Here is a 19,040-nt window from a genome sequence, read left to right on the forward strand (position 1 = left end):
GCAACCCAGATAGGCGGGGCTGATGAGGGGATGAGAACAGGGGGAAAACAAGATACCCGCCAAGCGGCGGGTATCTGTCGATGGGGCCAGGGGCCTAGCGTTCGATCAGCGGGGCCGAGCGGTAGCTCCACAGGCCGTAGGTGCGCAGGGCATCCCGGTAGATGCCGAGCAGCTCGCCGTCGCTCACCTTGGCCAGGGTCGACAGCGGCTGGTCCGGGTAGCTGACGCTGTCTATCTGGATCCCGGCCGGGCCGCTCTGCCAGCAGGCGATCTCCAGCAGGGTCTGGCCCCGGCGCACATGGCTGGCGGAGCTCACCAGGGTCGCGTACTGGATCTGGTGGCGGGCGAGGGCATAGCCGCTGTAGAGGGCGTTCTCCACCGTGCTGGTGGCGTAGTTCTCCTCGATGATGCGGGATCTGTCTATACCCTTCTTCACCAGCCAGTCCGCCATCAGCTTACCCTCGGTCTGGCGGTTCTGGGGCACGCCGCCGGTCAGTATGATGAGCGCGGCCGGGTTGGCCTGGGCCAGGGAGCGGGTGGTCTCCAGCCGGCCGAGCAGAATGTCGTGCATGCTGCCATCGGGGTTGAGGGCATAGCCCAAAGTGACGATGGCCCTGTTGCCCGGCTTGGGTGAGCGCTCCCCCTGCTCCTTGAGCGGGGTGGCGTTGACCCGGTCAACGGTATCGAACAGGCGCTGCAGATCGGCGGCGCGCCCGCCATTGAGCTCGCTCACCCGCTTGAGATAGGCATCAGATTTGGCCTGATCGCCCTTGAAGCGCTGCCAGGTGGCGAGGTAGCTATTGAGGTCCAAGTCGTCCGGCGCCGTGGTGAGGGCCTGCTCGAACAGGTTGATGGCCCGCTCCACGTTGCCGTTGTAGATCTGGGCGTTGGCCGCCGAGATGAGCAGATCGGTGCGATAGGGTTCGAGCTGATAGGCCTGCAGCAAGAGCTCGGTGACCCGCTCCATGTTGCTCGGCATCTTGGCGGTGAAACCGGCGGTCGAGACCCGGGCCGGTGACTTGAAGATCTGCCAGGCATCCGCCAGCAGCTGATCCACCACCTGGCGCTTGCTGATGTATTGATCGTAATTCTGCTCTTTTTGCAGGGAGCGCACCGGGGCAGCCCAGGCAGCAGAGGGGAGAAACGCCGGCAGCGCCAACAGGCTGGCCAGGGTCAGGGCAATCGCAGTTCTTTTCATCATGGAATTCCACCGAGGGTTAAGGGCGCCATGCCATTGCATTACCCGTAGGGGCTTTTTCAATAAAAACATAAACTTGGTTATTGGCGATTGTACGCCCTTTGGCAGCAAAAAAACGTGAACCGCTTCGGTTATCGGGGGACGGGCCGCCAGCCCCTGAGCTCACACCTGGCCTAGTCGCTCGCCGAGAAACGCCAGCCAGGCCTCCACCTTGGCGGGCAGATGACGGCGGCGCGGGTAGACACACCAGACGCCGTGCTCGGGCAGCCGGTAGGCGGGCAGTACGGCGACCAGCCGGCCGGCGGCGAGATCCTCGGCCACGATGAAATCCGGCATATTGCCGATGCCAAGGCCCGCCAGCAGGGCGGTGTGGATGGCGTCGCTGTTGTTGACCTCGAAGTTGCCGCGGGGCGTCACCCCCACCTCCCCCTCGGGGCCGTGCAGGCGCCACTGGGTACCGCCCCGAAACAGGGAATAAAACAGACAATTGTGGCCGCTGAGGTCGGAGGGGATCTGGGGAATGCCTGCCTGCGCCAGGTAGGCGGGGGCGGCGCACAGGGTGCTGTGGCAGGGGGCGAGGTGGCGGGCGACCAGGCTGGAGTCTTCCAGCGCGCCGATGCGCACCGCCACATCGAACCCCTCGGCGACCAGATCGCGCTGCTCGTCGCTCATCTCGAACTGCAACTGCAGCTCGGGGTAGCGGGCGAGAAAGTCGGGGATGAGGGGGGCGATATGGCGCCGGCCATAGACCATGGGAGCCGTCACCCGCAGCAGGCCGCGCGGCGCCGCCTGCAAGGCGCCGATGGCATCCTCCCCTTCGGCGGCGAGGCGTACCGCGTGGCGCACCGCCTCGAAGTAGCGCTCGCCCGCCTCGGTGAGGGTGAGGGAGCGGGTGGTGCGATAGAGCAGCTGGCAGCCGAGCAGCTGCTCGAGCTGACTCACCCGCTTGCTCAGTGCCGACTTGCTGTTGCCAAGCTGGCGGGCGGCGCCGGAGAAGCTGCCGGCCTCCACCACGGCGACGAAGGCGGGGAGCAGGGCGAAGGCATCCTGGTTCATGTTGTTCTCAAACTGGAAACAATGTTGTTCCAGAATGCTAGATTATGCTTGAACTCAAAACAATCTATCGTGCTCCTGTGTTCAAACAAGGAGTCGCATCATGCCACCCACCCTCACCGACGCGCGCCCGGCAAGGCGCGTTCATGCCGGCCAGGCCATCGGCGCCCTGGCGGCCTTTGTCGCCGGCCTGCTGCTGGCGCTGATGATTGCCCAGAACGGCGCACTGGCCCGGGCGACCGACCCTTGGCTGGCGAGCTGGCTCGCCCACGGGGTCGGGGCCATGGTGGCCGGCCTGCTGTGGTGCCTCGCCCCCAGGGTCACGTCGACCGAGGCGGTGCCGCGCTGGGCCTGGCTCGGTGGCCTGCCCGGGGCGCTCACCGTGGTGCTGGCGGCATTGTGTCTGAACTCACCGCTCGGCATGGCGGGCACACTCGCCTTGCTCTTGCTGGGCCAACTGCTGTTTGGCGCCCTGTGCGATGCCTTCGGCTGGTTCGGACTGACCCGTCGCCGCCCGGCAGGGGTGGACGCGCTTGCCACCCTGCTGGTGATGGCTGGTGCCCTGCTTATCGTGCTGCGTTAGGAGGAAACGATGACCATCCTGATCCTGCTGGGATTGCTCAATGGCGCCGCAGTGAGTCTGTCGCGCACCCTGAATGGGCGGCTGGCCAGCGCCCGTGGCGCCTTTAGCGCGTCGCTGGCCAATCACCTGCTCGGCTTCGCGCTGCTCGGCGCCCTGCTCATCGTCAAGGGGGCGCCCTGGGAGCGCCTCGCCGGGCTCGATCCTTGGCTGCTGTTCGGAGGTGTGCTGGGGGCGATCTTCGTGGCCATCAGCAGTTGGGCCATCGGTCGGGTCGGCGCCCTGGCCTGCGCGCTGCTCATCATCACCGGCCAGCTGACCGGCGGGGTGACCCTCGATGCCCTGGCCGGCAGGCTGGGGTGGAATGATCTGCTCGGCGTGGCCCTGGTGCTGGCGGGGGCCGGACTGCAACGGCTCCATAGCGGGCGAAAAAAACAGCGCTGATCGATGCCGTCGGCGGGGGCTGCATTTTGTTGCCCCCGCGAATCGTTTTACCGCTTTTTCTGTGACGGCGATCACTGTAGCATCGCCGCCCGACCTGCCAGTTGGCCGCAATTTCCTCGCGGCGGCGCTGGCGTCACCCGATACTCGCCGTCACCCGGAACGTGAATGACCCCAGGATGGGACCCGCCACTAGCCAGCAGGTGTGTGGTCTGTGTGTCGCATGGTCGGCACGCTCCCGCCTGACTGTCCCCGCGATACCTGTGTGCAGACCTGCCGTATGAATCTCCTCTCTTCATAGGTGCAAGATGACGCTGTTATTGAGTCTGGTCGGTATGTTGGCCCTCCTGTTTATCGCCTGGCTGGCGAGTGAAAATCGCCGTGCCATCCGCTGGCGTACCGTGCTGGGCGCCCTGGCGCTGCAGATCGGCCTGGCCGCCCTGGTGCTCTACTTCCCCCCCGGCCAGCTCCTGCTCGGTGCCATGAGCAACGGCGTCTCCGCCCTGCTCGGCTTCGCCGACAGCGGCATCCGCTTCGTGTTTGGCGATCTGGCCAGCAACGGCTTCATCTTCGCCGTGCGGGTGCTGCCGCTGGTGATCTTCATCAGTGCCCTCATCGCCGTGCTCTATCACTTTGGCATCATGCAGTGGGTGATCCGGGTGCTGGGGGGTGGCATTCACCGCCTGCTCGGCACCAGCCGCGCCGAGTCCCTGGTGGCCACCGGCAACATCTTCCTCTCCCAGGGGGAGTCGCCGTTGCTCATCCGTCCCTTCCTGGCTGGCATGACCCGCTCCGAGCTGTTTGCGGTGATGACCTGCGGCATGGCCTCGGTGGCGGGCTCGGTGCTGGGGGGCTACGCCGGGCTCGGAGTGGATCTCAAATACCTCATCGCCGCCTCCTTCATGGCGGCGCCCGGCGGCCTGCTGATGGCCAAACTGCTGGTTCCGGAGCAGGAGCGGGTGCGCGAGCAGGACGAGATCACCCTCGACAAGAGCGACTACAGCAACGCCATCGACGCCCTGGCGGGCGGCGCCATGGGCGGCATGAAAATCGCGGTGGCCATCGGCACCATACTGCTGGTGTTTGTCAGCGTCATCACCATGATCAACGCGGGCTTTGCCACCGTCGGGGGCTGGTTCGGCTGGGCCGATCTCTCGTTGCAACTGCTGCTGGGCTACCTGTTCGCCCCCGTGGCTTGGCTCATCGGGGTGCCGAGCAATGAGATGATGGCGGCCGGCTCCCTCATCGGCCAGAAGGTGATCATGAACGAGTTCGTCGCCTATCTGGACTTTGCCAGCATCAGGCAGGAGCTGAGCGCCCACAGCCAGATCATCATCACCTTCGCCCTGTGCGGCTTCGCGAACCTGGGGTCGATCGCCATCCAGCTCGGCTCCATCGGTACCATGGCGCCGGAGCGCCGCCAGGACGTCGCCCGCATGGGTCTCAAAGCCGTGCTGGCCGCCACCCTGGGCAACCTGATGAGCGCCACCCTGGCGGGGATCTTCGTCTCGCTGGGTTGATGCATCGATGCCCGGCAAGCCAGCCGCAGCAATAACAAGCCCCGTCTCGCTTTAAGGCAAGACGGGGCTTTTTGTCGCCAACAGATCATGACTGGGGGATGCCGGGCTTGGCGATCCCATGGTGCCGCCCGCCGGCAAGCGCCGCACAAAACAAGACACCGGCGCTAGGCCGGTGTTCTGAAATAACAGGGTCGTGCCCCTGCTCGGGGCGTCGCGGCCATACGCAGCTTAGGCGTAGAAGGCCTCGACGGTACCCTTGACGGTGATCAGCATGGGGTTGCCGTAGCGATCCTTGGCCTTGGGGGAGGGGATCTTCACCCAGCCTTCGCTGATGCAGTACTCCTCGACATTAGTGCGCTCCTTGCCGTTGAGGCGAATGCCGATCTCGTGCTCGAAACACTCCGCCACATGGTGCGGGCTGCGCGGGTTGGCCGCCAGATGGTCGGGCAGTGCTGGTTTGTTGTCGCTCATTTTATAGACCTGAGTTTGATAAAAAGTGGGTCATTGTAGGCAATGCCCGCCATGGGCTCAAGGCTGGGTTGCGTCCCATGGGGGTGGACAAGCTCCGGCTACAGTTTCAGCTCGGGCAACAGCGTCGCCTGCTCCTGAAAATGGTGGCAACGGCGCTCAACGTCGTCTCGGTAGCCTGCCAGATAAGCCAGCTCGGCGGGATTGTCTGTCTCAACCATGGCGATGGCGGCATCAAGCTGATGAAGGATGTCGTTGGCCATCTTGTGCAAGGTCTGTTGCAACAGGCGTTTGGGCAGCTCACACGCTTCGGCCATCTCCAGCAACTGCCATGCGTTGACTGCCTCGGGGGCAAACTCGTCGCCGATGGCCATGGCCAGATGCTGGTTGAACTCGGGGTAAAGCCCCACATTGACCAGATCGTACCAGGGGGTGGGCGTCAGCCCTGCCCGCGAGACGAAGAAGCTGTAGTTCTTGCCGTGGGCATCGTGATTGTTGACGCAGAGGTTGAAGAGCAGCCATTGCAGCATGTCCAGTCTGGCCTGCGCCGGATTGACACAGAGGGCGCTAAGACTGAACAGCCGTGGCAGGCTGACTCCTTCTCGAATATGGGCCACATCCCGCCCGTCACCGAAGTTGCGTTCATATTTTCGGGCGACGGGAAACCCCAGCCCCTGACAGGCATCGATCATGTGACGACGACGTACCCTCACGCCATCCTCATCGAGGCGTCGATCAAACCGTTCCACCAGCAAGCCTCGGTGGGACTTATCGCCTTGGCCGACCCTGTGCAGTTCGACCTGTGCCACCGGCATGCCCAGCAACGCGGCCAGCCGCATGGTCACAAACTCATTGATCACCAGATGAGGATGGTGCTCGAACTTGAGGAGGTGGGTGGAACAGAGCTCGCCCTCACCAAATCCCAGCGCCCCCTCGAGTCGCAGCACGTTGAGCTTGGCCTGCACACCCGCAACCGAGAGGCGGGGGCGACCATCCCAGACTTCCAGCGGCCAGATCTCGGGCTGATCGAGGCGCAGCATCAGCTCTTCTGGCGTGATGGGACGAAAGTGGGTGGGAATATCGGGCTCTGCGGGCAGGGTAAAGGTGACCGCCCCGGAGACATCGCGGCCGATGCCGTGGGTCAGGGCAAAGAGATTGCTGCGCGAAACGGAGAGCGCCTCAATCAGATGGTCCAGCCCGCGATTTTCAGGCAGCAAGTTGCCGAGATACGCCCGGACTTGGGTGCTGCTGGCTGAGCCGTCCAGCGCTAGCGGCGGTGAGAGCGGGAAGCCGCGTGCTTGCCACGCAGGTGTATAGCCGAGCTGAAACGTATCCCGGCTGGAGTCATATTCGAGATGGCCGATCAGCTGGGTACCCAGCCGAAGTTCCAGCCGATGGTGCTCAGAACCATTCATCATCACCGACCTCTGGTTGGCTGTTGCCGCTCGTTACCTGTGAGCCCGCTTCTTGCATCAGTTGCAACCTCAGCCCCAGCGCCTTCATCACCTGCAACAGGGTCGAGAGGTAGACATCCCCCCCTTTTTCAATCTTGATCAGGGTCTTCTTGGAGATGCCGCACAGTGAGGCCGTCACCTCCTGGGTCATCCTGGCTGCCTTGCGTCTCTCGCGTATCGCCAGCCCCAGCGAGGCGGGATCCAGTTCTTTCGGGCCGGTTTGCAACGATGTGTCTGCCATCATGATTACGTAAAAAGTGTAGGTTGTTACACCTTAATCCATGGTAAGGGCAAACAGCAATAAAAAGTGTACGATAGTGCACTTTTTATGGTCCTGGTACTGGTTGTGAGAGAAAAGTGTAGAGGGGTTCACTTTTTAGAACAGAAAGGTGGTCAGTGATGGTCTGGGGGATGGCCGAGGGGCAGGGAGGGGCTCGCTTGCAGAGCCGCAGTGCACTTCATGTTCACTTCACCGAACGGGATTAGGGTAAGCACAAGTTTTCAGTTGGAGCTTTACTCTATGCTCACCATAGTCACCCATGCCGCCGTACCTCTCTGCCTTGGGCTCGGGCTTGGCGGCCGGATTATCCCGCCGCGTCTGTTGCTGGCGGGGGTTGCCATCGCCATGCTGCCCGATGCCGACGTGCTCGCCTTTAAACTGGGGGTTGCCTATGGCCACGTCTTTGGCCACCGCGGCTTTACCCACTCATTGCTGTTCGCCTTTGCCCTGCCGACCCTGGTCATGCTGTTTCACCGCCAGTTTAAGGTCAGCGCCGCCACCGTCTGGTCGTTTCTGCTGGTCTCTCTGCTCTCTCACAGCCTGCTCGATTCGTTCACCACCGGCGGCAAGGGGGTTGGCTGGCTCTGGCCGTGGCGGGATGAGCGTTTCTTTGCTCCCTGGCAGGTGATCCGGGTTGCTCCCTTCAAGCTGGAGGCCTACCTCACCGCCCGAGGTGAAGCGGTAATCCTCTCCGAACTCTACTGGGTCTGGCTGCCGGGGATGGTATTGATGTTGATGTTGATGTTGATGGGGTGGCGGGTGTGGGGCAGGGCGCGGTAGTGGTGGGATTGGAAAGGGTTGTTGTATATATCGTGGCTGAGCAAAAAATCAAAACTTGGACTCCCATCTCTTGTGCTTTGGCTATGCAACCTCTTGCTCAAAAAATGGGTGTCCTGATTTTTAGATTTGGAGTGGCTAGCAAATAAAGAACCCTGATTAGGGAGTCAAGCTACTGCCTCAAAATTTACATCATTGAACCGGGAAGATCATGGATGCGAGAAAATGCTATCTCATACTCATCTGGACGTGATTCTATTAATTGTATGAATTCTTGCTCGGAGCATCCTTTGACTTATAACGCCGCCTAGTAAAATTAGTTTTTTACATTGCACTACTGTGCTTGACCTTATTAGAAGTTTTACTCACGATTTATAGCGCTCTTTTTGAAATTTGGGCCTTTTGCCACAATTAAGACACGCCAAAACTCAAAAGCTATATATAGCACGACCAAACCTGTGAGCCACAAAACAACTGAAGCCGAAGATATACCGAATGCGTAGACAATAAAACAAACGGTGTACATAATAGTTGTGTTGCTTATGCCATGAGTTACAAACCAATCAACATACGTTCCTAGATGCCCTTTCTCGTGATACCCCATATGAGTCAACACAGTGTCAGCCACCCATGTAACAAGGAAAAGCGCCAAAAAACTTGGACTTGTAACCGATATAGAAAGAACAATTAGCTTTGTTGTGTCTAAGGCCAAAAAAAGTTCTGGATTGAGCCTATAAATAAGTAAGAACGCAGGAGCAATAAAGGATACAAAAAATATGGCTAGTATCACCGCTGAATTCGCATTCAATCCTTTAACTTCTTCGATAATACTCATATCTTCCTACTTATTACTAATATTTGGTTAAGGGTGGGCTTTAGCTCGTTCCAGTGAGCGAAGCGAACGGTTTGAACTATTTGTTAGCTGTATTTGTGGAGATTTAGTAACTGATCTGCAACACCGTTGTATCCAGGGAATACTCTGGCAGAGTCGTAGCCTAGGGAGTCAAGAATTTTGCATAACTTTTCCGCTTCGGAACATGGGATTATAAATTTTTTAAATAAATTGGTTTGGTCATCACACTGTCTCACGCGCTCAAGTATTAAATTATCCAGAGATCTTCTATCTATAAGTTTAGCGTTACCAGTGGAGAAAGCTTGCATTTCAGTAATTATAGATGGACGCGATATAGGCCAGTGTGTAAATAAGCCTTTTTGCGCGTTTAGGTTTGGGTTTCCTGCGTAATGAGGGGTGATGAATTCAACGTTTATGCGATTTACTGTTGGCTTTAGAAAGGATAAGTGTTCTTTGTTTAGTGCCCATATGACCATGTTGCCCGATTTCCCTAAAGCACCTCTGGCTGCAAAATATAGTGAAACGTATAAGTCATATGTCCAGTCCAGTAGCCTTGTTGGAATTCCATAATGTTGAGCAAGGGCAGCGGTTTCGTATAGATCTGATGGAATCCAAGTATCTGGTTGATCTACTGAGCTCAAACCAAGCACATCAAATTCTTGTGCAAGATTAGAGCGGACACGAGGCGAAGTTGGCACCTCTAACCCGCGTTGGTCGGCTAGACGGTAGAACGATCTGAGGATTGTGTACTCCGCTTTTACCTGCCAAGTTTGCCAGTTGTGCTGGTCAGATATAGGCTTACCTAAGCCACATATTTTCCAAAAATACTCTGAACACTCTTGGCGAAGTGCGGTAGGTATTAGCTGGTAACTTTCTTGCGAATGCCCTCTGAAAACAAAGCCGCTCAAGTTTACGCTTTTTCCCCAAGGGGAAAGTAGATCTAGAAGACTTTCAGCATCATTAAATTCTAAAATTTCAATCATATTTTCTTATACATCCCGTATGTTGGGTTAAAAATCGTAGGTTGGTGCTGAACGAAGTGAAGCCCAACGTTTACCGCGAATATATCTGAAAATCTTTTTTCGGATCTGCCACATCCTTGTTTATCCCGATCTGGTCGGTGCAATAATGCTCGCCTGTTGGGCTTCGCTACGCTGTGCGCCAACCTACAAAAACCACGCTACCGCCCCTGAGTGACAGCCCCCAGTTCGCTGCTTTTAACCTGCGAGATTGCAACAATCGCTGTCATGGTGCACTCCCGAGAGAGGAATTGTCGTTTGGCTATCTTAAGGGCCCTGAACGAGGCATGGGAAGGGGTGGTTGATAGAAACCTGAGTTGGCTCAATTAATTAGTGAGCAATCGATATTTTAAGTGCGTCATTGCTTCAGCAGAGAGTACGGAAATTCCCCTCACCCCAGCCCTCTCCCAAGGGGAGAGGGAGCATATCTGCGGTCAGACGGGGGCTGCGGGTTGGCACGGTTTTGATCCCCCTCCGAGCCGCCGAGTCGAGCTCAATGGGTCAGGGGCGCCGTCAGGGATGACGGCGCAGCCGCAGTTGGTACAGGGATGTACCATCTGCGACGTACCGTCCGACCCAGAGAGTGAGGCGAGGGAAACCGCCGTAGGCGGGCGGCTTGGCGGGGGAGAAGACCTTTGGTGACTTTGGGTCTTTCCAAAGTCACTCGCCCAGGCCCGAAGGGCGGGCGAAACCCAGTCGAGGGCAGAGCCCTCGCGTCCCATGCGGCGCAGCCGCATCAAGGGGCTAACCGCTGGTTCGGGAATCCGGCGAGAGTCTGTCGTCGTGGAACAGACGATTTCCTGCGGTGCAATGCGCTGCGCTTATTGCACCCTACGGTGTTCCACTGCGTGGCAAAGCCACGCCATCACATCCAATCCGCGAACGTCCGAATACGCGACCCTATTCAAACCTACGGGCCCCCATCAAATCGTTAATCTTCGGGGAACCCTGACTCCCCTCACCCTGGCCCTCTCCCGGAGGGAGAGGGGACAAAGTGATAGGAAGCAAAAGAGATAAATAGAAAAGGGAGCCCAAGTGGGCTCCCATTATGCTGGCTGGCTGGCTGGCTGGCTGGCTGGCTGGCTGGCTGGCTGGCTGGCTGGCTGGCTGGCTGGCTGGCTGGCTGGCTGGCTGATCAGGGTCAACGGCATCTGACCCTATACCTGCCCCTACTTATTGGTCGCGGCCTTCATTCCTTCCACAAATTCCTTGAGACGAGTGAGCATATGCTCAGGGTTTTTGTGGTGGGTCTCGATGATCTTCACCACTGCGGAGCCGGAGATGGCACCGGCGGCACCGGCCTTGATGGCATCACGCACCTGGGCCGGTTCGCTGATGCCGAAACCGAGCAGGGCGGGGGGGGCATTGAACTCGCGCAAGGTGTTGATGAGGCCATCCACCGGCATGCCGGCCTTGGTCTCGGCGCCGGTGACGCCGGCGCGACTCACCAGATAGGTGTAACCACTGCCCAGTTCCGCCACCGCCTTGAGGGTCTCGGCATCGCCGTTCGGCGGCGCGATAAAGATGCTGTCGATGCCGTACTTGTCGGCGGCGGCCTTGTAGGGCTCGCACATCTGCACCGGCACGTCCGCCACCAGCACTGAGTCGACCCCGGCTTGCTGGCACTTCTCGTAGAAGCCGTCGATCTTGCGCACATAGACCAGGTTGGCGTAGACCAAGAGGCCAATGGGCAACTGTGGGTACTTGGCGCGGATCCGGGTCAGCAGCTCGAAGCAGCCATCCGGGGTGGTGTGGCTCGCGAAGGCACGCAGGGCCGCGCCCTGGATGGTGGGGCCGTCCGCCACCGGGTCGGAGAAGGGAATACCGAGCTCGAGGGCATCGGCGCCCCCCTCGACCAGCGCATCTATGATGGCCAGCGACAATTCGGGAGTGGGATCCCCCAGCATCACGAACGGCACGAAGGCGCCCTGATTGGCTGCGTCTAAACGGGAGAAGAGTTGTGCGTAGCGATTCATGACAGGGTTCCTTCTTTTTCGAAGATATCGGCGACGGTGAAGATGTCCTTGTCGCCACGGCCGGAGAGGTTGACGATCAGTACCTGCTCTTTCTCGGGTTCGCTGCGCGCCATCTTGAGGGCATGGGCCAGGGCGTGGGAGGACTCCAGCGCCGGGATTATTCCCTCGGATTTGGCCAGCTCCTGGAAGGCGTCCAGCGCCTCCTTGTCGGTGATGGAGACATAGTCGGCACGGCCGATGGCGGCCAGGTGGGCATGCTGCGGGCCGACGGAGGGGAAGTCCAGCCCCGCCGAGACGGAGTAGGACTCCTGGATTTGACCCTGCTCGTCCTGCATCAGGTAGGAGTGCATGCCGAAGAAGACCCCCTTGCTGCCGTGACCCAGTGGCGCACCGTGCTCGCCGCTCTCGATGCCGTGGCCACCGGGCTCGACCCCGATCAGGCGCACCGAGGGCTCGTCGATGAAATCAGCAAACATGCCGATGGCGTTGGAGCCGCCGCCGACGCAGGCGATCACGGCATCGGGCAGCCGCTCTTCTTTTGCGAAGCACTGGGCCTTGGCCTCCTCGCCGATCATCTTCTGGAACTCCCGCACTATGGTGGGGAAGGGGTGCGGACCCGCGGCGGTGCCGAGCAGGTAGTGGGCGCTGTCGTAGTTGGCAGCCCAGTCCCGCAGGGCCTCGTTGCAGGCATCCTTCAGGGTGCTGGAACCTGAATGCACCGGTATGACGGTGGCGCCCATCAACTTCATGCGAAACACGTTCGGCTTCTGCCGCTCGCAATCCTTGGCCCCCATGTAGACCCGGCACTTGAGGCCGAGCAGGGCGCAGGCCAGGGCGGTGGCGACCCCGTGCTGACCGGCGCCGGTCTCGGCGATGATCTCGGTCTTGCCCATGCGCTTGGCGAGCAGGGCCTGGCCCAGCACCTGGTTGGTCTTGTGGGCGCCGCCGTGCAGCAGGTCTTCCCGCTTCAGATAAAGCCGGGTCTTGGTGCCCTTGGTCAGGTTGCGAGTCAGGGTGAGCGGGGTCGGGCGCCCGGCGTACTCGGTCAGCAACTCCTGGAATTCGGCGATAAAGGCCGGATCTTCCTTGGCATCGACGAAGGCCTTCTCCAGCTGGAGCAGGGCGGGGATGAGGATCTGGGGCACATACATGCCGCCAAATTCACCAAAAAACGGGTTAAGCAGGGTCATGATCTATTCCTTGTTCAGATTCATTAAAAACTTAAATATCAAAAATTCAGCATCAAATTCGGTGCCGTCAATGCGGCAGGTGCGTCACAGCTTGCGCAGGGCGGCGAAGGCGGCCTCAAGCTTCTGTGCATCCTTCTGGCCCGGGGCGCTTTCCACCCCGGAGTTGAAATCGAGGCCGAGACAACCCACCTCTGCGGCACGCAGGGCGTTGTCGGGATTGAGGCCCCCCGCCAGCATCAGGCGAGATTTATCAAGGCTTGCCAGCATGGCCCAGTCGAACGCCTGACCTGTGCCGCCGCTCTGGCTGCCGACTTTCGTGTCCAGCAGCAGCCTATCCGCCGGATAGTCGAGGGCGGGCAGCGGCTCGCCGCTCGTGACACCGACCGCCTTCCAGATCTCGCAACCCTCGGGCAGCAGAGTACGCAGCGCCTCGATATAGGCGGCGTCTTCATCCCCGTGCAGCTGCACCGCGGCGAGCCCGAGGGCCTCGACCGTCAGGGCTATGGTCTGGGGCTGGGCATTGCGAAACACCCCCACATAGTTGAGCGGGGCGCCGGCCATCACGGCACGGGCGCCGGGGATGTCCACGTAGCGCGGGCTCTTGGCCACGAAGATAAGGCCGCCAAATACCGCACCTGCCTGATGGGCGGCGGCGGCATCTTCGGCGCGGGTCAGGCCACATACCTTGTTCTGGCCGAGGGTGAGCTTGCGCACCGCGGCCTCCAGATCCGCCTCCTCCATCAAGGAGGAGCCTACCAGGAAGCCCTTGGCATGCTGGCGCAGGCGGGCGACCTGACTGCGATCCCGGATGCCGGATTCGCTGATGACCACGCGATCGGCGGGAATGTCGGCGGCCAGCTGGCCGGTGCGGGCGAGATCCACGCTGAGATCGCGCAGGTCTCGGTTATTGATGCCGATCACCGGCGCCCCCAGGGCGATGGCGCGGGTCAGCTCCTCTTCGTTGCTCACCTCGGTCAGCACCCCGAGGCCCAGCGCTTTGGCAACCTTGAACAGGGCGCGGTAGCCCTCGTCGGTGAGCACCGAGAGCATCAGCAGGATGGCGTCCGCTTGATAGTGGCGAGCCAGATAGACCTGATAGGGGTCGATCATGAAGTCCTTGCACAGCACCGGTTGGCTGACCCTGGCCCGCACTCTTGGCAGGAAGGCGAAATCCCCCTGGAAGAACTTCTCGTCGGTCAGCACCGAGATGGCGGTGGCGTAACGGCCATAGACGTCGGCGATGGCCTCCAGATCGAAGTCATTGCGGATCAACCCCTTGGAGGGGGAGGCCTTCTTGCATTCGAGAATAAAGCGGGTGCCGCCGGTGCGAAGTTGCCCCTCGAAGTCCCGATCGCTTGGAGTGAGCGCGGCCTGGAAGTTCTCCAGCGGCTGTGCCTGCTTGCGGGCCGCCACCCACGCCTGTTTGGCGGCCACTATCTTGCCGAGTATGGTCTGGTTGATGGAGGCCATGTTCAGGAAGCCATGGGGGGCAATAAGGTCTGACATCTCGTTATCCTTGCGAAGCTGGCTACTGCCTTGTGGGCTCTCTTGTTGGGCGCTGTGCTGAGCGGTGACTGACATCATGCCTCCTGATGGCTCAGGGTGGCGAGTGCCTGGGCGAGCGCGCTGGTCTCGCCGCTGGCCAGCTTGGCCAGCACCAGGGCGGCGGCCTGCTTGAAGTCCGGAGCCTTGCCCGCCATCACCAGCAGCGGCGCCACATTGGCGGCGATGGCGGCGTTGTGGGCCGGGCTGCCTTCGCCGGCCAGGATGGCGGCGGTGATGGCGCGATTCTCTTCCGGCTCCCCCCCTTGGATGGCGCTGACCGGGTAGGTCTCGAGGCCAAAGTCGGCCGGGGTGAGCAGGTACTCACGGATCTCACCATCACGGATCTCGGCCACCTGGGTCGGGCCGTGGATGGCCACCTCGTCCAGCCCGGCGCCGTGTACCACCATACCGGTTTTCAGTCCCAGTGCCAGCAGGGTTTCGGCGATGGGGCGCACCAGCTCGGGGGCATAGACTCCCATCAGCTGGTAGCTGGGGCGGGCGGGGTTGATAAGCGGCCCCAAGACGTTGAACAGCGTCCTGGTTTTCAAGGCCTGGCGCACCGGCATGGCGTGGCGCACCCCGGCGTGATACTGGGGGGCAAACAGGAAGCAGATGCCGAGCTCGTCCAGACAGCGGCGGGCCAGCTCAGGGCTCATGTCGAGCCTGATGCCCATCTTGTCCAGCAGATCGCTGGAGCCCGACTTGCTCGAGACCGAGCGGTTGCCGTGCTTGGCCACTTTCAGGCCACAGGCGGCGGCGACCAGCGCCGAGGTGGTGGAGACGTTGATGGTGTTGAGGCCATCACCGCCGGTGCCGACGATGTCGCAGAAGGCGTAGTCAGGGCGCGGGAAGGGACGGGCCTCGGCCAGCAGGGCGTCGGCGGCACCGGCGATCTCCTCCGGGGTCTCCCCCTTGAGCTTGAGGGCGGTGAGCAGGCTGGCGAGGACGATGGGATCCACTTCGCCGCGTACCACCTGACCGAAGGCGTCACGGGCTTCGTCGCGGGAGAGAGACTGCCCCTGATAGAGGGTGTTGAGATGATGATGCATGGGGTCTCCTTACCGCACGTGGCTTTCTGGGCGGGTGATATGGGCGAGCGCCTGGGTGAGCAGGCGGGCCCCTTCGCTGGTCATGATGGATTCCGGGTGGAACTGGAAGCCCAGCACCCGCTCGTCCCGTTGCTCGATGGCCATGGGCATGCCCTGGTAGTGGGCGATCACCTGCAGCTCTTCCGGCACATAGGTGGCGACCAGGGAGTGGTAACGGGCCACCGGCAGCGGGCTCGGCAGGCCGGCGAAGGCGCCGTGGCCATGGTGCTCGATGAGGGAGCGCTTGCCGTGGACTATCTCCTCCGCCGCGCCGACGGTGCCGCCGTAGGCTTCGCACAGCGCCTGATGACCGAGGCAGATGCCGAGGATCGGCACCCGGCCGCGGGCCAGCTTGATGAGATCGATGAGGCAGCCGGCCTCGTGGGGGGCGCCCGGTCCCGGCGAGAGCACCAGCACCGCATCCCCGTCACAGGCTTCGATCTCCTGCATGATGCGGGTCGCCGGCAGGCTGTTGCGATAGATACGCACCGGATAGCCGAGGGTGCGGAACTGATCCACTAGGTTATAAGTGAACGAATCGAAGTTATCGAGCAGGAAGATGTTAGTCATGGCGCGCCGCCTTGGTTTTCTCGGACTGCTGGTGTTCTTGCAGGCTGAGGGCCTGCAGGGAGGTGCCATGGCTGGCGGCGATGGCGGCCAGCACGGCGGCGGCCTTGGCGCGGGTTTCATCCGCCTCCATCTGGGGCTTGGAGTCGTAGACCACGCCGGCGCCGGCCTGGACATGGGCCACGCCCTCCTTGACGAAGGCGGAGCGGATGACGATGCAGGTGTCCATCTCGCCTACGCCGTTGAGATAGCCGACGGCGCCGCCGTAGCTGCCCCGTCTGCGACCCTCCACGGCGCGAATGAGCTCGCTGGCGCGCAGCTTGGGGGCGCCGGTGAGGGTGCCCATGTTCATGCAGGCCTGATAGGCGTGCAGGGCATCGAGGTCGGCTCTCAGGGTGCCGACCACCCGGGAGACCAGGTGCATCACGTGGCTGTAGCGATCCACCTTGAGCAGGTCCTTCACGTAGCGGGTGCCCGGCTCGGAGATGCGGGCGATGTCGTTGCGGCCGAGATCCACCAGCATCAGGTGTTCGGCCACCTCCTTCTCGTCCTGGCGCAGCTCCAGCTCGATGCGGCCATCCAGATCCAGGTTGATGCTGCCATCCGGGTTGAGGCCGCGGCGGCGGGTGCCGGCGATGGGGTACATCTCCACCTGGCGGCTGGCGGCTTCAAACTTGACCGCGCTCTCCGGCGAGGCGCCAAACAGGGTGAAACCCTCATCCTGCACGTAGAACATGTAGGGGCTGGGGTTGGTCTGCTTGAGGCGGCGGTAGGCGGCGATGGGCTCGGGGCAGGGCAGGGAGAAGCTGCGTGAGGGCACCACCTGGAAGATGTCGCCCCGGCGGATGAAGCCCTTGAGCTTTTCCACCTCGGCGCAGAACTGCTTGTCGCTCTTGTCGACGCAGAGCGCGCCGGTCAGCGGCTGGGTCGTCTGCGGTCGGGGTTGTGGCTGCTGACAGGCCTGCTTGAAGCTCTCGAGCCGGCTGAGCAGGCGAGCGTAGCGCGCCTCCTGCTGACTCTCTTCCTGCTCGTCGTCGTTGCCACTGTTACCGCCAAACAGGCAGGCTACCAGTTGGGTGCTCTGTTTGATGTGATCTATGGTGATCAGGGTCTCGGCTACATAGAAGCAGTAGTCGGGGCAGTCGTTGCTCCCCTCCGGTACTTCTGGCAGATCCTCGAACGAGGCGATGAGGTCGTAGGCGAAGCTGCCGGCCATGAACAGCGCTTCTTTACCTACTGGGCATTGCAGTTGCTGTTGCAGGGTGCGCAGCACGTCCAGCACGCTGATGCCCTTGAGACGGCTGTCTTCGTCAAGCTCCCGATCGGAGGCCGGGAACTCGAGGTGCAGCTCCCCCTTCACCAGGCTGCGGCGGATCAGGGCCGGCAGCTGCTCGCCGAGCAGGGTCTGCAGCTGGGCGCCGTTGTCGTTGAGGGCGCGCACCTGCACGGTGCGGCCACGGCACTCGATGCGCAGACAGGCGTCCACCAGCAGCAGGCTCTGGGTGCCGGCCTTGGAGTCGATCTCTACCGATTCCAGCAACAGGTTGTTGGGGCGGCACTGGCACAGCTGGCTGTAGAGCGCCAGGGGATCGGTGACATAGGGGGCATTGAGCCTGAGGGTATCGAATTCGCCCAGGGATAACCGGGTCTTGCTGGCTGTCATAATGCGTTCCCTTGCGTGAGATGGTGATGACCGATGTTCATGACGTTGCATACCTCGAAAAAATGCCTTGAAAATTAAGGTGGTTCAGGCGGTTTCAGTAGGGTCGCCATCGCCAGGTCTGTGTGCTGGTCTGAATTCTCGGTTTCATCACATGTCCATTTGCCGGATAATAAAAAAGCCCGCTGGGGTCAGCGGGCTTTTTCTCTGGGTTCTTAATTTGCTGTCAGATTACAGGTACAGCAACGACCACACGCCCGCATGTTAGGGAATGTGCCACCACCAGTTCTGGTTCAGGGTGATTGTCGTTTGCATGATAGAATCCTGTAACGTTCTGTTTGCAGTTGAAGTGTCTACAGAAAACGATAAAGCCGCGGCCAAGTCAAGTCGCTTTTTTGCCTTCTTTTTTCCAAAGTGGCCTGTTCATGAGAGCGAAATAAGCCGATGAGATTCGATCTTCACTGTCATACCACCGCCTCCGACGGGGTGCTGGCACCCCGTGACCTGGTGCGGCGCGCCGCCGAGAAAGGGGTCGAGGTGTTAGCGGTCACTGACCACGATACCCTCGCCGGGCTTGATGAGATCCGCACAACGATCAACGCCGAGCAGTTGCCGCTGCGGCTGGTGAGCGGGGTCGAGATCTCCACCGGTTGGGAGCATCACGAGATTCATATAGTGGCGCTGGGAGTGGATGAAAAAAATCCGCAACTGATGGCCTTTCTGGCCGCCCAGCTGGCCCGCCGCGAGGCGCGCGCCGAGGAGATAGGGCGCCGTCTGGAGAAGTGCCAGCTGCCTGGCACCTACGAAGAGGCCAAGGCCCTGGCCGGTGACGCCGCCGTGACCCGCGCCCATTTTGCCCGGGTGCTGATGGCGCGCGGGGTGGCCGACACCATGCAGAAGGTATTCAAGAAATACCTGAGCCGGGGCAACAAGGGCTATGTGCCCGCCGAGTGGCTCGAGATGGCGGTTGCCATCGAGGCCATTCATGGCGCCGGCGGCCTGGCGGTGCTGGCGCACCCCAGCCGTTATGGCCTCACCGCCAAGTGGATCAAGCGGTTGCTGGTGGCCTTCAAGGCCGCCGGGGGGGATGCCATGGAGGTCTCCTTGCCCCAGCAGAGTCCCCAGGAGCGGGCCAACCTGGGCCAGTGGGCCAAGGAGCACGATCTTTACATTTCGGTGGGATCGGATTTTCATTTCCCCTCCAACTGGACCGAGCTGGGCCGCCATCTCTGGCTGCCCAAAGAGGGCATGCCACTCTGGCTGGGGTATCCCGGCCATTTCGGTCTCACTACCGAGGAGCATGCCAGCCTGCTGGCCAGCCGCTGACGGCGGCACGGATCCGGCGGGTTCGACCTTCGGCGCGAGCGAGTC

At 61.1% G+C, this 19,040-nt stretch carries 18 protein-coding genes; 5 read left to right on the forward strand and 13 right to left on the reverse strand.

Annotated elements, in window-relative coordinates; translation table 11 throughout:
• Positions 1-94: 94 nt before the first annotated feature.
• Both KW821_RS05980 and KW821_RS05985 read right to left on the reverse strand, forming a co-directional pair.
• Positions 95-1,198: a YdcF family protein gene (locus KW821_RS05980; RefSeq protein WP_218290762.1), complete on the reverse strand. Its 1,104-nt coding sequence runs from the start codon at positions 1,196-1,198 to the stop codon at positions 95-97.
• Positions 1,199-1,360: 162 nt separating this feature from the next.
• On the reverse strand, positions 1,361-2,254 hold the full coding sequence (locus KW821_RS05985; RefSeq protein WP_218290763.1) for a LysR family transcriptional regulator: 894 nt from the start codon (positions 2,252-2,254) through the stop codon (positions 1,361-1,363).
• Positions 2,255-2,354: 100 nt separating this feature from the next.
• Here KW821_RS05985 and KW821_RS05990 point away from each other — a divergent pair, with 100 nt between their 5' ends.
• From KW821_RS05990 to KW821_RS06000, 3 genes are all read left to right on the forward strand, one after another.
• Positions 2,355-2,834 carry a DMT family transporter gene (locus KW821_RS05990; protein WP_218290764.1) on the forward strand — a complete coding sequence of 160 codons (480 nt, stop codon included), beginning with the start codon at positions 2,355-2,357 and terminating at the stop codon, positions 2,832-2,834.
• A gap of 9 nt (positions 2,835-2,843) precedes the next feature.
• On the forward strand, positions 2,844-3,275 hold the full coding sequence (locus KW821_RS05995) for a DMT family transporter (protein WP_218290765.1): 432 nt from the start codon (positions 2,844-2,846) through the stop codon (positions 3,273-3,275).
• 305 nt (positions 3,276-3,580) lie between these two features.
• On the forward strand, positions 3,581-4,792 hold the full coding sequence (locus KW821_RS06000; RefSeq protein WP_218290766.1) for a NupC/NupG family nucleoside CNT transporter: 1,212 nt from the start codon (positions 3,581-3,583) through the stop codon (positions 4,790-4,792).
• A gap of 228 nt (positions 4,793-5,020) precedes the next feature.
• Here the strand turns inward: KW821_RS06000 and KW821_RS06005 are convergent, their stop codons facing one another.
• The 3 genes from KW821_RS06005 to KW821_RS06015 form a co-directional block, all read right to left on the reverse strand.
• Positions 5,021-5,263, reverse strand: a complete 243-nt coding sequence (locus KW821_RS06005) for a DUF3297 family protein (RefSeq protein WP_042655004.1) — start codon at positions 5,261-5,263, stop codon at positions 5,021-5,023.
• A 98-nt stretch (positions 5,264-5,361) separates the two neighbouring features.
• Entirely contained in the window at positions 5,362-6,678 is a 1,317-nt protein-coding gene (locus tag KW821_RS06010) for a HipA domain-containing protein (protein ID WP_218290767.1), read from the reverse strand.
• The gene (locus KW821_RS06015) at positions 6,662-6,955 is read right to left on the reverse strand and encodes a helix-turn-helix domain-containing protein (RefSeq protein ID WP_256353336.1); all 294 of its coding nucleotides are present in this window, start codon (positions 6,953-6,955) and stop codon (positions 6,662-6,664) included. Before KW821_RS06015 ends, KW821_RS06010 begins: the two co-directional genes overlap by 17 nt.
• A 279-nt stretch (positions 6,956-7,234) precedes the next feature.
• On the opposite strand from KW821_RS06015, the gene KW821_RS06020 reads away from it, so the two are divergent.
• A complete protein-coding gene (locus KW821_RS06020) occupies positions 7,235-7,774 on the forward strand; it encodes a metal-dependent hydrolase (protein ID WP_218290769.1) in 540 nt (179 codons plus the stop codon).
• A gap of 358 nt (positions 7,775-8,132) precedes the next feature.
• On the opposite strand, the gene KW821_RS06025 is transcribed toward KW821_RS06020, so the two are convergent.
• The 8 genes from KW821_RS06025 to KW821_RS06060 all read right to left on the reverse strand — a co-directional run bounded on the left by KW821_RS06025 (position 8,133) and on the right by KW821_RS06060 (position 17,672).
• Positions 8,133-8,606 carry a hypothetical protein gene (locus KW821_RS06025; protein ID WP_218290770.1) on the reverse strand — a complete coding sequence of 158 codons (474 nt, stop codon included), beginning with the start codon at positions 8,604-8,606 and terminating at the stop codon, positions 8,133-8,135.
• Positions 8,607-8,689: 83 nt separating this feature from the next.
• On the reverse strand, positions 8,690-9,607 hold the full coding sequence (locus tag KW821_RS06030; RefSeq protein WP_218290771.1) for an FRG domain-containing protein: 918 nt from the start codon (positions 9,605-9,607) through the stop codon (positions 8,690-8,692).
• A gap of 1,205 nt (positions 9,608-10,812) precedes the next feature.
• Positions 10,813-11,619: a tryptophan synthase subunit alpha gene (trpA, locus tag KW821_RS06035; protein ID WP_218290772.1), complete on the reverse strand. Its 807-nt coding sequence runs from the start codon at positions 11,617-11,619 to the stop codon at positions 10,813-10,815.
• The gene (gene trpB, locus KW821_RS06040; RefSeq protein ID WP_218290773.1) at positions 11,616-12,809 is read right to left on the reverse strand and encodes a tryptophan synthase subunit beta; all 1,194 of its coding nucleotides are present in this window, start codon (positions 12,807-12,809) and stop codon (positions 11,616-11,618) included. Before trpB ends, trpA begins: the two co-directional genes overlap by 4 nt.
• Positions 12,810-12,893: 84 nt before the next feature.
• A complete protein-coding gene (gene trpCF / locus KW821_RS06045) occupies positions 12,894-14,390 on the reverse strand; it encodes a bifunctional indole-3-glycerol-phosphate synthase TrpC/phosphoribosylanthranilate isomerase TrpF (RefSeq protein ID WP_218290774.1) in 1,497 nt (498 codons plus the stop codon).
• Positions 14,390-15,403: an anthranilate phosphoribosyltransferase gene (gene trpD / locus KW821_RS06050; RefSeq protein WP_042654997.1), complete on the reverse strand. Its 1,014-nt coding sequence runs from the start codon at positions 15,401-15,403 to the stop codon at positions 14,390-14,392. Before trpD ends, trpCF begins: the two co-directional genes overlap by 1 nt.
• Before the next feature lie 9 nt (positions 15,404-15,412).
• Entirely contained in the window at positions 15,413-16,012 is a 600-nt protein-coding gene (locus KW821_RS06055) for an aminodeoxychorismate/anthranilate synthase component II (protein WP_033129899.1), read from the reverse strand.
• Positions 16,005-17,672 (reverse strand): anthranilate synthase component 1, encoded by a 1,668-nt coding sequence (locus KW821_RS06060; protein ID WP_218290775.1) that lies wholly within the window; start codon positions 17,670-17,672, stop codon positions 16,005-16,007. The genes KW821_RS06055 and KW821_RS06060 overlap by 8 nt, the downstream gene beginning before the upstream one ends.
• Before the next feature lie 441 nt (positions 17,673-18,113).
• On the opposite strand from KW821_RS06060, the gene KW821_RS06065 reads away from it, so the two are divergent.
• Positions 18,114-18,995 (forward strand): PHP domain-containing protein, encoded by an 882-nt coding sequence (locus KW821_RS06065; RefSeq protein ID WP_218290776.1) that lies wholly within the window; start codon positions 18,114-18,116, stop codon positions 18,993-18,995.
• Positions 18,996-19,040: the final 45 nt, after the last annotated feature.

It is taken from the genome of Aeromonas sp. sif2416, assembly GCF_019218665.1.
GTDB lineage: Bacteria > Pseudomonadota > Gammaproteobacteria > Enterobacterales > Aeromonadaceae > Aeromonas > Aeromonas encheleia.

Bases quoted from the DNA above. Each gene is read 5' to 3' on its own strand.
- KW821_RS05980 (WP_218290762.1), bottom strand. From the start codon at position 1,198: ATGAAAAGAACTGCGATTGCCCTGACCCTGGCCAGCCTGTTGGCGCTG.
- KW821_RS05985 (WP_218290763.1), bottom strand. From the start codon at position 2,254: ATGAACCAGGATGCCTTCGCCCTGCTCCCCGCCTTCGTCGCCGTGGTG.
- KW821_RS05990 (WP_218290764.1), top strand. From the start codon at position 2,355: ATGCCACCCACCCTCACCGACGCGCGCCCGGCAAGGCGCGTTCATGCC.
- KW821_RS05995 (WP_218290765.1), top strand. From the start codon at position 2,844: ATGACCATCCTGATCCTGCTGGGATTGCTCAATGGCGCCGCAGTGAGT.
- KW821_RS06000 (WP_218290766.1), top strand. From the start codon at position 3,581: ATGACGCTGTTATTGAGTCTGGTCGGTATGTTGGCCCTCCTGTTTATC.
- KW821_RS06005 (WP_042655004.1), bottom strand. From the start codon at position 5,263: ATGAGCGACAACAAACCAGCACTGCCCGACCATCTGGCGGCCAACCCG.
- KW821_RS06010 (WP_218290767.1), bottom strand. From the start codon at position 6,678: ATGATGAATGGTTCTGAGCACCATCGGCTGGAACTTCGGCTGGGTACC.
- KW821_RS06015 (WP_256353336.1), bottom strand. From the start codon at position 6,955: ATGGCAGACACATCGTTGCAAACCGGCCCGAAAGAACTGGATCCCGCC.
- KW821_RS06020 (WP_218290769.1), top strand. From the start codon at position 7,235: ATGCTCACCATAGTCACCCATGCCGCCGTACCTCTCTGCCTTGGGCTC.
- KW821_RS06025 (WP_218290770.1), bottom strand. From the start codon at position 8,606: ATGAGTATTATCGAAGAAGTTAAAGGATTGAATGCGAATTCAGCGGTG.
- KW821_RS06030 (WP_218290771.1), bottom strand. From the start codon at position 9,607: ATGATTGAAATTTTAGAATTTAATGATGCTGAAAGTCTTCTAGATCTA.
- trpA (WP_218290772.1), bottom strand. From the start codon at position 11,619: ATGAATCGCTACGCACAACTCTTCTCCCGTTTAGACGCAGCCAATCAG.
- trpB (WP_218290773.1), bottom strand. From the start codon at position 12,809: ATGACCCTGCTTAACCCGTTTTTTGGTGAATTTGGCGGCATGTATGTG.
- trpCF (WP_218290774.1), bottom strand. From the start codon at position 14,390: ATGTCAGTCACCGCTCAGCACAGCGCCCAACAAGAGAGCCCACAAGGC.
- trpD (WP_042654997.1), bottom strand. From the start codon at position 15,403: ATGCATCATCATCTCAACACCCTCTATCAGGGGCAGTCTCTCTCCCGC.
- KW821_RS06055 (WP_033129899.1), bottom strand. From the start codon at position 16,012: ATGACTAACATCTTCCTGCTCGATAACTTCGATTCGTTCACTTATAAC.
- KW821_RS06060 (WP_218290775.1), bottom strand. From the start codon at position 17,672: ATGACAGCCAGCAAGACCCGGTTATCCCTGGGCGAATTCGATACCCTC.
- KW821_RS06065 (WP_218290776.1), top strand. From the start codon at position 18,114: ATGAGATTCGATCTTCACTGTCATACCACCGCCTCCGACGGGGTGCTG.